Source organism: Micromonospora sp. RV43 (assembly GCF_001029515.1).
Lineage (GTDB): Bacteria > Actinomycetota > Actinomycetes > Mycobacteriales > Micromonosporaceae > Micromonospora > Micromonospora aurantiaca.
Map to the genome: position 1 here is coordinate 59,685 of NZ_LEKG01000005.1, position 14,813 is coordinate 74,497.

14 protein-coding genes are annotated in these 14,813 nt (G+C 72.5%); 11 read left to right on the forward strand and 3 right to left on the reverse strand.

Annotated features, from left to right (window positions below):
- Positions 1 to 1,112: 1,112 nt before the first annotated feature.
- Positions 1,113 to 2,489, forward strand: a complete 1,377-nt coding sequence (locus tag ABD52_RS02625) for an AMP-binding protein (protein ID WP_047890664.1) — start codon at positions 1,113 to 1,115, stop codon at positions 2,487 to 2,489.
- Positions 2,490 to 2,531: 42 nt separating this feature from the next.
- Here ABD52_RS02625 and ABD52_RS02630 read toward each other — a convergent pair whose 3' ends face one another.
- Complete coding sequence (locus ABD52_RS02630) at positions 2,532 to 3,029, reverse strand: cold-shock protein (protein ID WP_030268717.1); 498 nt, start codon at positions 3,027 to 3,029, stop codon at positions 2,532 to 2,534.
- A gap of 156 nt (positions 3,030 to 3,185) precedes the next feature.
- Here ABD52_RS02630 and ABD52_RS02635 point away from each other — a divergent pair, with 156 nt between their 5' ends.
- Positions 3,186 to 3,848 (forward strand): 4'-phosphopantetheinyl transferase, encoded by a 663-nt coding sequence (locus ABD52_RS02635; protein WP_013477263.1) that lies wholly within the window; start codon positions 3,186 to 3,188, stop codon positions 3,846 to 3,848.
- On the opposite strand, the gene ABD52_RS02640 is transcribed toward ABD52_RS02635, so the two are convergent.
- Positions 3,845 to 5,257, reverse strand: coding sequence for an acyl-CoA synthetase (locus ABD52_RS02640; protein ID WP_047890665.1), 1,413 nt, complete (start codon positions 5,255 to 5,257; stop codon positions 3,845 to 3,847). The two genes, ABD52_RS02635 and ABD52_RS02640, sit on opposite strands and share 4 nt — an antisense overlap.
- 199 nt (positions 5,258 to 5,456) lie before the next feature.
- On the opposite strand from ABD52_RS02640, the gene ABD52_RS02645 reads away from it, so the two are divergent.
- From ABD52_RS02645 to ABD52_RS02665, 5 genes are all read left to right on the forward strand, one after another.
- The gene (locus tag ABD52_RS02645; protein WP_013285650.1) at positions 5,457 to 6,122 is read left to right on the forward strand and encodes an HAD-IA family hydrolase; all 666 of its coding nucleotides are present in this window, start codon (positions 5,457 to 5,459) and stop codon (positions 6,120 to 6,122) included.
- 304 nt (positions 6,123 to 6,426) lie between these two features.
- Positions 6,427 to 7,368, forward strand: a complete 942-nt coding sequence (locus ABD52_RS02650; protein ID WP_047890666.1) for an ABC transporter ATP-binding protein — start codon at positions 6,427 to 6,429, stop codon at positions 7,366 to 7,368.
- A complete protein-coding gene (locus ABD52_RS02655) occupies positions 7,365 to 8,102 on the forward strand; it encodes an ABC transporter permease (protein ID WP_013285652.1) in 738 nt (245 codons plus the stop codon). The genes ABD52_RS02650 and ABD52_RS02655 overlap by 4 nt, the downstream gene beginning before the upstream one ends.
- Positions 8,103 to 8,302: 200 nt before the next feature.
- The gene (locus ABD52_RS02660) at positions 8,303 to 8,545 is read left to right on the forward strand and encodes a DUF5988 family protein (RefSeq protein ID WP_013285653.1); all 243 of its coding nucleotides are present in this window, start codon (positions 8,303 to 8,305) and stop codon (positions 8,543 to 8,545) included.
- 18 nt (positions 8,546 to 8,563) lie between these two features.
- Positions 8,564 to 8,944: a glyoxalase/bleomycin resistance/extradiol dioxygenase family protein gene (locus ABD52_RS02665; RefSeq protein ID WP_013285654.1), complete on the forward strand. Its 381-nt coding sequence runs from the start codon at positions 8,564 to 8,566 to the stop codon at positions 8,942 to 8,944.
- On the opposite strand, the gene ABD52_RS02670 is transcribed toward ABD52_RS02665, so the two are convergent.
- Positions 8,883 to 10,025, reverse strand: a complete 1,143-nt coding sequence (locus tag ABD52_RS02670; RefSeq protein WP_047890667.1) for a carboxypeptidase-like regulatory domain-containing protein — start codon at positions 10,023 to 10,025, stop codon at positions 8,883 to 8,885. The two genes, ABD52_RS02665 and ABD52_RS02670, sit on opposite strands and share 62 nt — an antisense overlap.
- A gap of 227 nt (positions 10,026 to 10,252) precedes the next feature.
- Between ABD52_RS02670 and ABD52_RS02675 the strand changes: the two genes are divergently transcribed.
- The 4 genes from ABD52_RS02675 (at position 10,253) to ABD52_RS02690 (ending at position 14,768) form a co-directional block, all read left to right on the forward strand.
- Positions 10,253 to 11,068 (forward strand): TIGR02452 family protein, encoded by an 816-nt coding sequence (locus ABD52_RS02675; protein ID WP_013285688.1) that lies wholly within the window; start codon positions 10,253 to 10,255, stop codon positions 11,066 to 11,068.
- Positions 11,061 to 11,513, forward strand: coding sequence for an OsmC family protein (locus tag ABD52_RS02680; RefSeq protein WP_013285689.1), 453 nt, complete (start codon positions 11,061 to 11,063; stop codon positions 11,511 to 11,513). Before ABD52_RS02675 ends, ABD52_RS02680 begins: the two co-directional genes overlap by 8 nt.
- 250 nt (positions 11,514 to 11,763) lie before the next feature.
- The gene (locus tag ABD52_RS02685; RefSeq protein ID WP_047890668.1) at positions 11,764 to 13,233 is read left to right on the forward strand and encodes a family 43 glycosylhydrolase; all 1,470 of its coding nucleotides are present in this window, start codon (positions 11,764 to 11,766) and stop codon (positions 13,231 to 13,233) included.
- A gap of 23 nt (positions 13,234 to 13,256) precedes the next feature.
- A complete protein-coding gene (locus ABD52_RS02690) occupies positions 13,257 to 14,768 on the forward strand; it encodes a family 43 glycosylhydrolase (protein WP_047890669.1) in 1,512 nt (503 codons plus the stop codon).
- The last annotated feature ends 45 nt before the right edge of the window (positions 14,769 to 14,813 follow it).

Below are 14,813 nucleotides of genomic sequence, written 5' to 3' on the forward strand. Positions count from 1 at the left end.
GCCGTGTTCCCGTGTGCGTCGGCGATAATTCCCCAGCTCTCGCGGGGTCGACACTTCCTATCGACCTCCTTGATGGTGGGAGTATGGCAGTTGGGCAATTGGGCGGCAAGCCGAGTTGTGTAAAGGATGAGCAAACATGGGTTACTTGTCTCGGGTGACCCGGACCGGGGGTGGCGACGGAAAGTCGCCGGCTGGTCCCGTACCGTGACAGAGCGCTCCCATGAGCCGATGGTTCCGCTTATTCGGCCCGCCTGCTGATTGGCGAATGGGCTTTTCCGTGCTAATCCGGCGTCCGGGCGTTGCCGGTCGCTCTCGCCGAGAGGTTCGAAGCCGCCGCGGTTGCGGCGTGCGGAGGCGTCGAGCTGGGCGTCATCGTCGTTGAACTCGGCGTTCGTGACCCCGCCCGTGCCGATCCCGGCGCGGGCGGGCCTGGTGCCGGCAGCTGGTGTGGAGGTGTCGTCCGCCCCCGGGGTGGGGCTGCGGGGTCTGGTCGGGCCTCCGGCAATTGCCGGAGGCGCTCGATTGTTGCGATGTAAGGCATCGATGCCGGAACTGCGATCGATGCCTGTCCGATCCTGCCGGCGGTCGAGGCTTGGTGTGCGTCGGCGGGCCACGATTCGGACGTTTGGGAGATTCTGCGATTATGTATGAAAAGGAATTATGCGTCCGAGTGTCCTGTTGGTTGCGGAGGTCTGCGGTCCCATTCGGCCTGAAGGCTGATCTCATGCGGGACGCGTCAATGCGATAAAGTCGTGACGGCGAGCTGTCGGGCATTGAGAAAGACGTTTTCCGATCGGTTTTCGCTCGCTGAAGACAAATGCGGTCTCTGTATTGTTCGCCGAGCCGGAGTGAGCGCTCGGGCCGGCCGTTGTGTCCGGACGGCCGGGATCCGGTCCTAGCTGGCCAGTAGGCCCGGACAGGGGGATTCGGACTCGGCGGCTAGGGGTTGTGCCCGACGATAGCCCGGCCCTAATTTCGGGGCACCCGGTCTCCACCGTCTGGATAGCCGGACATGGGGCCGTGCAGGCCCGAGACCTGAAGGGTTCTGTGGCCGTCGTGATGTCCCAGCTGCCGCCGCGACTCGTTGCGGCCCCGCGCAGGGGATAGCGGAGATGACACTGCTGCCGGTGCTGCGTGGATTCGGTGCGGATCGGGCCGACGCGGTCACGGTGGCCGGAAAAGCCCTCTCCAGCGAGGCCCTGCTGGGCTGCGTCACCGCCGTCGCTGATCGGATCAGGGGCGCGACCGCGGTCGCGGTCGACGGCACACCGACGCTGGAAGCGGTGGTCGGAATGCTCGGCGCCCTCCTCGCCGGGGCGCCGCTCGTACCGCTGCCTCCCGGCGCCGACGAACGCGAACGCCGCCGCATCCTGCGGCAGTCCGGAGCGACGGTGATCCTCGGCCGTGCCCCGTCCGGGGCCGACGGCCTGTCCACGATCCCGGTCGACCTGCGAGAACACGCCTCGACGCGGCACCCCGAGCCCGCCCCGGGCAGCGACGCCGTCATCCTCTACACCGGTGGCGCATCAGGGCCGCCACGAGGGGTGCGCATCTCGCGCCGCGCCATCGCCGCCGACCTCGACCTTCTGGCCCGTGCGTGGCACTGGAGCGAGGAGGACGTGGTCGTCCAGGGCACCCCGCTGTTCCGGGCGTACGGTCTGGTCGTCGGCCTGCTCGGCGCACTGCGGGCCGGAAGCCGTTTCGTCCACCTCGATGACGCCGGCACCGCCGGGCCGGTCGGCTCCATGCACCTGGCGTCGCCCGACCAGTGGGCGAGGATAGCGCTGGACGGCCACCGGGCCCGGCCGCTGTCCGCGGCGCGGATCCTCGTTTCCGCGGACGGTCCGCTGGCCCGCGCCGTGGCCGAGCGGCTCCGACTGCTCACCTCGCACCGGCCGGTGCAGGCCTACGGCACCACCGAGACGCTCGTCGCGCTGACCGGGCGGGCCGGCGACCGTACGGTTCCGGGCGCTGTCGGCACCCCCCTGCCCGGCGTCGAGACGCGCGTGCTGGACCGCGAGGACCGGCCGGTGCCGGCCGACGGCCAGTCGGCGGGCGAGCTGAGCGTCTGCGGGCCGACGCTGTTCAGCGGGTACGTCGGCGGGCGGAGCCTCGCCGCCGGTCGCTGGCACGCCACCGGGGACCTGGCCAGCGTGGCCCCCGACGGCACGTACCGGATCATCGGGCGGTGCGGGCTCGACGTGGTGCACAGCCGGGGCCGGCGGATGCCCACCGGGCAGATCGAGGAGGCGTTGCTGAGCCACCCCGGCGTGCGCGACGCCGCCGTCGTCGGCACGCCGCACCACGCGCTCGGCGAGCAGGTCACCGCCTACGTCGTCGCCGAGGGGGTGACCGCGCAGGTGCTCATCGACCACGTCGGCCGGTACCTCTCGGCGGGCCAGCGCCCCCGGCGGGTGCACTTCGTCGACGAGCTGCCGCGCAGCGCCTTCGGGCGGATCAGGAAGTCCCTGCTGATCGCCCGCGGCTGAGCCGGCCGGACAGCGGGCGGCGGTGACCCGCCCCCGCCACGGTCAGCCCTCCACCCAGCCGTGCCGCCGGGCCAGCTCCAGCATCCTCGCACGTACCGCCACGATCTGCGCTCCGGTCAGGTCCGACACGGAGGTCACCAGCGCCTCGGTGGTCTCCGCGGAGAAGGCCCGCTCGGAGAGGACGTCGCACAGACCCTCGTCGTCCTCCGCGCCGCCCGTGGCCTGCCCGCTGTCCCTGCTGCGCCCGCCGCCGACCGTGACGCCGGCCCGGGCGGACAGCCCGGCACCGGCCGCCGGGACGCGATCCGCACCCGGGGCGACGCCGGACACCCGCACCAGCACGGCCTTGGGCCCGCGCTCGGTCTCCACCGCGTCGTACTCGACCGGGACGCCGGGCGTCAGTGCCCACTTGTCGCCGTCGAGCATGTTCGCGTGCACGAACACGTCGTCGCTGCCGTCGTCCGGGGCGATGAACCCGTAGCCCCGCACCTCGTCGAACCGCACCACTTTGCCAGTAAGCATCGCCATTCCCGCGTCCATCCGCCCCAAATCCAGGTGCCCCGCCCGCAGGACCGGGACGGCGCTCAGAGTGGCACCTGTCCCGTGCAGGCCGGCACCCGTACCCGACCCCTATGGTGCACCTATCGCCGAGGCCCGCCGCGGCGAGGGGTGCCGCAGCGCCTACCATCGGCCAACGTGATCGAGCAGATCCTGCCCCCCACCGTGGCGGTGTCCGAGTCCTTCACCGATCCCGCCGGCGTGACCCTGTTCCCCGAGGAGGAGGCGCTGGTGGCACGGTCGGTGGAGAAGCGACGCCGGGAGTTCACCACAGTGCGGCACTGCGCCCGGCTGGCCCTCGGCGAGCTGGGCCTCGCCCCGGCGCCGATCGTCTCCGGCGCACGCGGTGCCCCGCTCTGGCCGGATGGCGTGGTCGGCAGTATGACGCACTGCGATGGCTACCGGGCGGCGGTCGTCGGCCGTACGGCGGCGTTCGCCAGCCTCGGGGTGGACGCCGAGCCGCACGCCCCGCTGCCCGACGGGGTGCTTGGAGCGATCGCCCTGCCGGCCGAACGGTCGCGCACCGTCACGCTGGGCGCGGTCCGCCCCGCCGTCTGCTGGGACCGCCTGTTGTTCAGCGCCAAGGAGGCGGTGTACAAGGCGTGGTTCCCGCTCACCGGCCAGTGGCTGGACTTCTCCGAGGCGGACATCGTGTTCGACCCGGCCGGCACGTTCGAGGCCCGGCTGCTGGTGCCCGGTCCGGTGTTCGGCGGGGCCGAGGTGCGGGCGTTCGCGGGCAGGTTCCTGGTCGAGCGGGGGCTGGTGGTCACCGCGATCAGCATCCCGGCGGTCGCGTCCTAACCGTCTGCGCTGAGCCGCGTCTTCTGCACCTTGCCCAGGGCGTTGCGGGGCAGGGCGTCGACAAGGCGCACCTCGCGTGGTCGCTTGTGCGCCGAAAGGTGCCGGGCCACGAAGTCGATCAGCTCGGCCTCGCCCACCCCGTCGCCCACCACGTACGCGGTGACCTGCTGACCGAGGTCGGGGTGCGGGGTGCCCACCACGGCTGCCTCACGGACCCCCGGGTGCGTCAGCAGGGCGTCCTCCACCTCGCCGGCGCCGATCCGGTAGCCACCGCTCTTGATCAGGTCGGTCGACGCCCGGCCGACGATCCGGTGCCAGCCGTCCGGGTCGACGGTGGCGACGTCCCCGGTGCGGAACCAACCGTCCGGGGTACGGCTCGCCGCGTCGGCGTCCGGACGGTTGAGGTAGCCGTCGAACAGCGTGGGGCCGGTGACCTGAAGCTCGCCCATCGTCGCCCCGTCGGCCGGGAGCGGGGTGCCGTCGTCGCCGACCAGCCGCGTACGGACCCCGGGCAGCGCCAGCCCGACGGTGCCGGGCCGGCGTGGGCCGTCCGTCCGGGCGCTCACAGTGATCAGGGTCTCGGTCATCCCGTACCGCTCGACGACCCGGTGACCGGTGAGGGTGGCGAGGTCGGCGAAGACCGCCGCCGGCAGCGCCGCGCTGCCCGAGACCAGCAGCCGCGCCGGACGCAGCGCCCGGGCCGCGTCCGGGTCGGCGGCGATTCGGGACCACACCGTCGGCACCCCGAAGTACATGGTGCCGTCGGCGGCGGCGTACCGGTCGGGGCGGGGGCGGCCCACGTGGTGCAGCCGGCTGCCCAGCCGCAGTGGTCCGAGCACGCCGAGCACCAGCCCGTGCACGTGGAACAGCGGCAGGCCGTGCACCAGCAGGTCGTCCGGCGTCCATGTCCAGGCGTCGGCCAGCCCGTCGAGGCAGGCGGCGATCGCGCGGCGGGAGATCACGGCGCCCTTCGGGGCGCCGGTGGTGCCGCTGGTGTAGAGGATCATCGCGGTGCAGGCCGGATCCGGCTCGGGGTGGACGGTGTCCGACCGGCGGGTCAGGTCGACGGGTACGACGGGCCGGCCGGTGTCACCGACGGTGCGTTCCGCGCCGGCCGGGGCCAGCAGCGCCGTCGCGCCCGAGTCGCGCAGGATGTGATCGCGCTCCATCGGCCCGGCGTCCGGCGGGATCGGCACGACCGCCGCCCCGGCCGTCAGCGCGCCCACCACGCCGACCACGGTCTCCAGGGTGGCGGTGGCCTCGATCGCCACCCGGTCGACGCCGCGCAGCTCGTCGGCCACCGCCGTGGCAAGGCGGCGAAGCTCCACCCAGGACACCGCCCGGCCGTCGACCCGGATCGCGTCCGGGTGCTCGTCGGTGCCCTTCGTCAGCCAGCCCAGCAGCGGCATGGTGCGATCCTCTCAGCGGCCCGGTCCGAGCCCTGCCGGGGGCCGCGACGCCGGTAGGGTCGTGGGGTACCGCCGGATCCGGGTGGGCGAGTGCGCCGCGCCGGTGGGCCGGGAGAACGGTCCTGACCGTAGTCGGGGGTCTCCGCGGCCTGCCACCCCTACCGGCCGTGGCGGTCGTGCGGGCGGGGAGGTGACATCGGTGGTCGCGAGGGCGACGGCGGCACCCGACGGTGTCCGGGCGGTGGTGCTCGACCTCGACGGGGTGCTGGTCGACAGCCTCGCCGTGGCCAGAGAGGCGTTCGCCCTCGCCTACGCCGAGGTGGTCGGCGACGGCATGGCCCCGGTCGAGGAGTACTGCCGCCACCCGGGCCGGTACCTGCCGGAGGTGCTGGAGCTGATGGGTCTGCCAGCGGCGCTCGCCGAGCCGTTCGTGCGGGAGAGCAACCGCCTTGCACACCGGGTCAGCCCGGTCGTCGGCGCGGCGGAGCTGCTGCGCACCCTGCGTCGGCGGGGGATCGGGCTCGCCGTGGCCACCGGCCGCAGCGGCGTACGCGCCCGGGACCTGCTCGGCCGGCTCGACCTGTTGCCGCTCGTCGACCACGTGGTGGGCTCGGACGAGGTGCCCCGCCCGAAGCCCGCGCCCGACATCGTACGGCGGGCGCTGCACCTGCTCGGGGCCCGGCCGGCGGAGGCGCTGATGGTCGGCGACGCGCCCAGCGACCTGGCCAGCGCGCGGGCGGCCGGGGTGACGGCGGTGGCCGCCCTGTGGGGCGAGTCCGACGAGGAGACGCTGCGCACGGCCGGCCCGGACGTCGTTCTGACCCGGCTCGACGAGCTGCTGCCGCTGTGCCCGGCACGGCGGTGACGAGCCACACCGGATCCGTGGGCGAGAAGCCGTCCGGAGCCGCCGCCCGCCCGGACGGACGCCCGGACACCTGGCGTGACCGGGCGACACCCCTGTCGCCGGGCGGCACCCCTGTGGAGGATCGTTCCCCGACATCGAAACCCCCGATTCGTCACCCGATCAGTTGATCGGCGCATCGGTTGCGCGGATGATGTCGGGCGTCGGTCGGCCCGGGTCCGGCCCGTTCCCGCGAACCGACGCCGCGATCAGCCGAGGGGTCCGCCCTTTCCGACGGCAAACCGCACATGAAGGAGGACCACCCCAGATGCCGGTCATCGAGGTCGATCATCTGCAGAAGCGGTACGGCGAGAAGGTCGCGGTCGACGACGTTTCCTTCACCGTCGAGCAGGGCGAGATCTTCGGCGTCCTCGGCCCGAACGGCGCCGGCAAGACGACCACGGTGGAGTGCGTGCAGGGGTTGCGCCGTCCCGACGGCGGGACCGTCCGGGTGTTCGGGCTGGACCCGGTGCGCGACCGCACCGAGGTGCGCCAGCGCGTCGGCGCCCAGCTCCAGGAGAGCCAGCTGCCGGACAAGGTGCGGGTGCGGGAGGCGCTGGACCTGTACCGGTCCTTCTACCGCAACCGGGCCGACATCGACGAGCTGCTGACCGACCTAGGCCTGGCCGAGCAGCGCAACACCTACTTCCAGAAGCTCTCCGGCGGGCAGAAGCAGCGACTGTCGGTGGCCCTGGCGCTGGTGGGCAGGCCGGAGATCGCCATCCTCGACGAGCTGACCACGGGCCTCGACCCGCAGGGCCGCCGGGACACCTGGGATCTCGTCGAGCGGATTCGCGACCGCGGCGTCACCGTCGTGCTGGTCACCCACTTCATGGAGGAGGCGCAACGACTCTGTGACCGGATCGCGATCATCGACAAGGGGCGGGTGGTGGCCATCGACAGCCCCGCTGGCCTGCTCGCCCGCGTCGGCAGCGAGCACCGTGTGCACTTCCGCCCGGCGGAGCCGGTCGAGGACGCCCTGCTGCTCGCCTCGCCCGACGTGACCGGGGTCAGCCGCTACGGCGCGGAGGTGACGGTGACCGGCACGAAGGACGTGCTCCAGTCGGTCCTGTCAGTGCTCAACGGGCACGGAACAACCTACACGGACCTGCGGGTCGAGCAGCCCAGCCTCGACGACGCCTTCGTCGCCCTGACCGGCCGTGGCGGCCGGACCGCCGCGCAGTCCCCGACCGACGGGAGGTCGTCGTGAGCGCCCTGTCCAAGCTGATCGCCGTCGAGACGAAGCTGTTCCTCCGGGAGCCCGTGTCGTTGTTCTTCGTCTTCGCCCTGCCGATCGGCCTGATGCTCGTCTTCGGCCTGCCGCAGCGTGCCGGTACAGCCGCCGACACCGGGCAGCACGCCGAGCAGACGTTCCTGCCGTCGCTCGCGCTGGCTCTCACCATCGGCATGCTCGCGCTCTTCACCCTGCCGATGGCGCTGGGCATCTACCGGGAACGCCGGATCCTGCGCCGTCTGGCGACGACCCCGGTGCAGCCCGCGCTGCTGCTGGTCGCCCAGGTCGTGGTCAACCTCGTGATGGGCGTGCTCGGTGCGGTGGTCACCGCGATCGCCGTGCGGTTCCTGCTGGACCAGCCGGCGCCGGCCAACCTGCCCGGGTTCGTGCTGGCCTTCCTCCTCGGGGTCGCGTGTCTGTTCGCCGTCGGCCTGCTGATCGCGGCGCTGGCGCCGTCGGCCAGGGCGGCACAGTCGATCGGCCCCGCGCTGTTCTTCCCGCTGCTCTTCCTGGCCGGTGCCTGGTTGCCCCGCGACCGGATGCCGAGTGCCCTGGCCGTCGTCGCCGACTACTCGCCGCTCGGCGCGACGGTCGACACCATCGGCGCGGCGTGGGCGGGCGCCGACCCCGAACTGCCGCAGCTGATCGCCCTGGCCGTCACGGCCGCCGTCGCCTCCCTGGGGGCGACGCGCTTCTTCCGCTGGGAGTGAGCCCCGCCGCCCGACAGGGCTGGTCTGGGCATCGTCGCTGCCCAGGGCGTATCTAGGGGTGCGCTAAGGGTGCCGGTGAAATGTGATCTGCACTACGTTCGGTTCACCCGGCATCGGGTGTCGTTGGACCTGTGTGGACCGAGCCGCCGTCGCCCCTGTAGCGGCTCGTAAGGTGTGCGGAATGCGACGGAGGTCGTGCCATGAAGGACGTTTCGCAAGCTGATCCGGTCGCCCGGGACGCCGCCGGCGTCATCGATGTCGTCCTGGAGGGCGGCCCGGCCGGCCTGCCGGCCGACCTGCGCAGCCGTCGGGTGTCCACGGCCGAGAAGAAGATCAAGATCCTGTACTACGGCGGGTACGAGCACTTCGAGCGGGGCAACGCCGCCGCGGCGGTCGAGCCGGTGGTCTTCCGCTGGACCGGTCGGACCCGGATCGCCGAGTAGCGAAGGGACAGCAGTCTCATGCGGGCACAGGACCAGCGTACGGGACCGCACCTGACGGTCAGCGACACAAGCGAGGCGATCGCCTTCTACACGGACGTCTTCGACGCCGTGGCCATCCAACGGGAGTGCCTGCTCGACGGGCATGTCGTGCACGCGGAACTGGCCGTCGGCGGCCATCACCTGACCGTGAGCGAGTGGTGGGAGGCGGGCGACCCGTCGGTGGCCGCAGACCGTGACGAGGTGTTGACCATCGAGCGGACGGACCCCGAGTCGGTGCTGCGGCGGGCGGTGGCCGCGGGCGCCCACCTCGAGCCGCCGGCTGCCCCGTCGCACCAGGTCATGTTGCGCGACCCTGCCGGCCTCTGCTGGAGCGTCGTCGGCCCGCAGCGGACGGCGTAGGGCGAGCCTTCGCGCGCCCCGGCGGACCCGGGACAGCCGGGCTTCCGCCGGCCGGCCCGATGTGCAGGATCGCGGTCGGCGCGTCGGCCAGGTCTCCGCCGGCCGGCAGCCGGGCCGCCGGGAGAGCGGCCGCCTCCGCCGCCGCGCCCGGTGCGCTCCTGCGCCGCACCATCACCAGTGCGAGCGCGCCCAGGCCCGCGGCGACCAGCAGGCCGCCCAGCAGGAACATCGACGTACTGCCGCCCTCGTCGCCGGTGGCCGTGAGTGTGGGCGGCGCGGCCGCGGGGGCGCCGTCGTCAGCCGCCTCGGCGAGAGGGCTCGCCTCCGCGGTGGGCGACGGCGACGTCGTGGTCGGCGCCGGCACCGCGGAGAGGGTCAACCGTACGGTCGCGACGTCACCGGCCCGGCCCCGTACGGTCGCGCGGGCGGTGCGGTAGCCGTCCATGGTCGCGCGGACCGTGATGGATCCCTCGGCGATCGTCCTGCCTGCCCTGGACGTGATCGAGAACCGGCCGCTGCGGTCGCTGGTCGTCCGGTACTCGTGGCCGGCACTGTCCCGGATGGTCAGATCCGCCCCGCCGATGGCCTTTTCCTCGGCGTCGCCGACCCGGCCGGAGACCCCCCTCACCCCCGCCGCCGGCTCGGCCTCGCCGGAGGGCGAGGCGCCCGGCCCGTGGACGTAGACCATCTTGTACGCGTAGCTGTTCTGCCCGGCGAGCCGCACGCCGACCGAGATGTTGAGGCCGGTGGTCTCGCCCGGGCGAGCGTCAGGGGCCACGAGTGTCGCGTCGAAGGTCCGGCTCTGACCGGGCCGGAGATTCGGCTCCGCCCGGCAGCCGGTGGCGCACCGCGGGCCGCCGCCCACCACCACGATCGCCGTCTCGGCGCGGCGTCCGTCGTTGGTGACGCGGAACTGCACACGTACCGTCTCGCGGGGTTTCACGTTCTCCGCCGACACGCTCAGGATGCTCACCGTCTCCGGCGCGGCCGTCGCCGGTGCCGCCGCCACCGCGAGCGTCCCTCCGGCCAGCGCTACCAGTGCGGCCACCCGGGCCAGCCGGACACGTGAGCGCGTCGTCACTTCCCACCACCTCTTCCCCCGAGCGGGCGATGCCGGTCGATGGCGCCGCGGGCCACTATGCCCTGTGCGGGACGGGCTGCGCGACCCCCCGCCCCGAGAGCGGCGACGGCTGCCCAGCGTGGATCGACGTCGATGGTCGGGAGGTCGCCGCCGGTCGGTAATCGGTTGCCCGCCACGGTGAGACTGCCTAGATTGCCGATCATGCACGACATCGACGGGTATGCCGGATGAGTGGCCGTCTCCGCGAGATCGCCCGGCAGACGGTCGCGATCACCGAAGCCGGACGCTATCGCAACAATGCCGGCGAGGACATCGCGATCGAAGCGGCGGTACGCGCCGCCGTCGCCGGCACCCGTGAGCACCTGCCGGACGAGGTCCTCCACGTCGACGGCGCGAAGCCCGGCACCGGCGACCTGGAGGTGACGCACGAGTCGACGTTGCAGGCGGCCCGCCGGCTCGGGCCCGGCGCGGCGTGTCTGGTGTTCGCGTCGGCGAAGAACCCGGGCGGCGGGTTCCTGGGCGGCGCGAAGGCGCAGGAGGAGAGCATCGCCCGCGCGTCCGCGCTGTACCCGTGTCTGCTCGCGGCGCCCGACTTCTACGCCTTCCACCGGGCGCAGCGGGATCTGCGGTACAGCGACCGGGTCGTCTACTCGCCGGGCGTGCCGGTGTTCCGGGACGACAAGGGCGACCTGCTCGACCAGCCGTACACGACGTCCTTCCTGACCGCGGCGGCGCCCAACCTGGGCGCGATGGTGCGCAATCAGCCGGAGCACGCCGCGGACGTGCCGGCGGCGCTGGGCCGGCGCGCCCGGCGGGTGCTGGAGGTGGCGGCCGCGCACGGGCATCGGACAGTGGTGCTGGGCGCGTGGGGGTGCGGGGTGTTCCGGAACGACCCGGCGACGGTGGCCGGCGCGTTCGCCGACGCGCTCCGGGTGGTCGACCGGTTCGACCTCGTGGTGTTCGCCGTTCGTGACGGGTTGCCGGGCACACCGGTGTACCGCACGTTCGCGGAACGCTTTTCGGTAGGTTCGTCGCATGAGTGACGACACCTTCCGGTCGGTGGAGATCGAGCGCACCAGCGTGGGCAGATACGTCGCGCGCAACGCCCGCGGCGGCGAGCTGTCGATGGGTACGGGGGAGGACGCGACCTTCACGCCCGTGGAACTGCTGCTGGCGGCCCTCGGCGGCTGCACCGCCGTGGACGTCGACCACGTGACCAGCCGGCGCGCCGAACCGACCCGGTTCGCCGTCACGGTGAGCGGCGACAAGATCCGTGACCCGGAGGCCGGGAACCGGATGGAGAACCTCACCGTCACGTTCGCGGTGACGTTCCCGGACGGCGCGGACGGTGACCGGGCACGAGAGGTACTGCCGCGTTCGCTGCGGCAGTCGCACGACCGGCTCTGCACCGTGTCCCGCACGGTGGAGCTGGGCACTCCGGTCTCCATCGTGGACGCGAACGACCCGGGTCCGGCCGACCCGCGCTAAGCCGGCGACGCGGCTCCGGCGTGCGGCCGGAGCCCTGTCAGCAGCTCTGTTAGCGCTAACTAACCGCCCGCGCCGTGAGACGAGTGCGCCGTGATGTGACGCCGGGCTGCAGCGGAAATCAGCGAGACCTTGACAGATATCTATGTTATCGACAACATGACCGGTAACCCGGACGTAACGCCGCAGCCATCATCCTTCGCCCCCGATCGTGCTTCCGGGAGCCGGAGGCGGCCGAGCGCAGGAGGTTTCGGTGACAGGGACCGCTCGGACGACGCGTACGGCGGCTGTCGTGGTCTCGGCGGCGCTGGTCCTCGCCGCGGGGGTGGTGGCAGGGATGCCGCCGGCGTCGGCGGCGACAGTCGACACGTCCGCGTCGTACGTCGTCGTGAACCGGCACAGCGGCAAGGCGATGGACCTGTACGACTGGTCGACCGCGGAGAACGCGCCGGTGAACCAGTGGACGCGCAACGACCTCGCGGTGCAGCAGTGGCAGTTCGTGGACGCCGGCGGCGGGTTCTACAAGGTGCGGTCCCGGCACAGCGGAAAGGTGCTGGAGTTGCCGGACGGCGGCGACGGCACGCAGCTCGTGCAGAGCACCGACCGCTCGTCGGCCACCCAGCAGTTCCGGTTGCAGGACTCCGCGGGCGGGTTCGTGCGGTTCGTGAACCGGCAGTGGGGCAAGGTCGTCGACGTGTGGCAGTGGTCGACGGCCGACGGTGGCCGGCTGGCCGGCTACACCGATCTCGACGGCGCCAACCAGCAGTGGCAGCTGATCCGGCTGGGCGGCGGCACACCCACCACACCGGCGCCCACGACCCCGGCACCGACCACCCCGGCGCCCACCTACCCGCAGCCCGGCCGGGTGACCGGGGACATCGGCGTCCACGACCCGACGGTGGTCAAGCGACCCGACGGCACCTACCTCGTCGCGCACACCGGTGACGGCATCGCGCTGAAGACCTCCGCCGACCGGATCGCCTTCCGCAACGCGGGCGCCGTCTTCCCCGGCGGCGCGCCGTGGACCACCACGTACACCGGGGGAGCGCGCAACCTGTGGGCGCCGGACCTGTCGTACCGCAACGGGCGCTACCACCTGTACTACTCGGCGTCCACGTTCGGTTCCAACCGCTCGGCGATCTTCCTGGCCACCAGCACCACCGGGAACTCCGGGAGCTGGACCCACGAGGGGCTGGTCGTCGAGTCGCGGACCACCGACGACTTCAACGCCATCGACCCGAACCTCACCGTCGACGACCAGGGCCGCTGGTGGCTCACCTTCGGCTCGTTCTGGTCCGGCATCAAGATGATCCCGATCGACCCGGCCACCGGACGCCGGCTCGGCACCGCCATGTACGCGCTCGCGAACTACGGCCCCGGCATCGAGGCACCCGTCCTGGTCAAGCGCGGCGCCTGGTACTACCTGTACGTCTCGTTCGACAGATGCTGCCAGGGTGCCGCCAGCACGTACCGGATCATGGTCGGTCGCTCGGCGAGCCCCACCGGGCCGTTCGTCGACCGCGCGGGCCGGGACATGCTCGCCGGGGGCGGCACTCAGATCCTGGCCTCGCACGGCAGCGTGCACGGCCCCGGCCACCAGGCGGTCCTCGCCGACACCGACGGCGACGTCCTCTTCTACCACTACTACGCCGAGAACGGCGCGTCGCTGCTCGGCGTCAACCGCATCGGCTACGACGCCGCTGCCTGGCCCTACGTGTACTGAACCGGCCACCAGGGAGGGCGCGCATGTCGCCTCGTCACCTTCTCCACCCGGCCCGCCGCACGGCCGCCGACCCGGCCCGCACCGCCGACCCGGCCCGCCGTCGTCTGCGGCCGATCCTGGCCGCGGCGCTCGCGATGCTCACCGCGTCCGCCGGTCTCGCCGTGCCCGGCCCCGCGCGGGCGGCGCCCGCGGTGAACCACACCAACCCGCTGGTGAACCAGCGGGCCGACCCGCACATCGTCAGGCACACCGACGGCTACTACTACATGACCGCGACGGTGCCGCAGTACGACCGGATCGTGCTCCGGCGGGCCACCACGCTGCAAGGGCTGGCCACCGCCACGGAGACGACGATCTGGCGCCGGCACACGAGCGGCGAGATGGGCGCCCACATCTGGGCTCCGGAGATCCACTTCATAGACGGCAGGTGGTACGTCTACTTCGCCGCCGGGCGGACCGACGACGTGTGGCGGATCCGGATGTACGTGCTGGAGAACGCGAGCGCGAACCCGCTGACCGGCTCGTGGACCGAACGCGGCCGGATCACCACCCCGTGGGACACGTTCAGCCTGGACGCCTCGACGTTCGTGGTGAACGGGGTGCGGTATCTGACCTGGGCCCAGCAGGAACCGGGTATCGCCACCAACTCCAACGTCTACCTCGCCCGGACGGGCGCTGAACCGTGGCAGATCACCGGCCCGGTGGCCCGGCTGGTCGTGCCGGCGTACGACTGGGAGACCCGCGGTTACCGCGTCGCCGAAGGACCGGCTGTGATCCAGCGCAACGGCCGGGTCTTCCTCACGTACTCGGCCAGCGCCACCGACGCGAACTACTGCCTCGGCATGCTCACCGCGTCGGCCGGCGCGAACCTGCTCAACCCCGCCTCCTGGAGCAAGAGCCCGACCCCGGTGTTCGCGAGCAACGCCGCCACCGGCCAGTACGGCCCCGGCCACAACTCCTTCACCGTCTCCGAGGACGGGCAGAGCGACATCCTGGTCTACCACGACCGCAACTACCGGGACATCAGCGGTGATCCGCTCAACGACCCGAACCGGCGGACCCGGATCCAGAAGCTGTACTGGAACGCCGACGGCACGCCGAACCTCGGCATCCCCGTACCCGACGGCGCCACACCGGTCCGGTTGCGCTCGCACGATCTCCCGGCCGCCTACGTCCGGCACTACGACTACCGGGCCCGGGTCGAACCGAACGTCACCAACCTCGCCGACTCGCAGTTCCGCCTCGTCCCCGGTCTCGCCGGCGCCGGATCGGTGTCGCTGGAGTCGACGAACTTCCCCGGTTACTACCTGCGGCACCGGGCCTTCGCTCTCTACGTCGAACGCGACGACGGCTCGGCCCTGTTCGACGGCGACGCGAGCTTCCAGCGCCGGCCGGGCCTGGCCACGACCGAGGGGCTCTCCCTGGAATCGCAGAACTACCCCGGCCGGTACGTCCGCCACCGGGACGGACTGCTCCAGCTCGAAACGGTGGGTACGGGCGCGGACCGGGCCGCGGCCACGTTCCACCTGGAGTAGGCGCCCCGACAACCGCTGCGCCGGACTCGGCGTACCCCTTTCTCG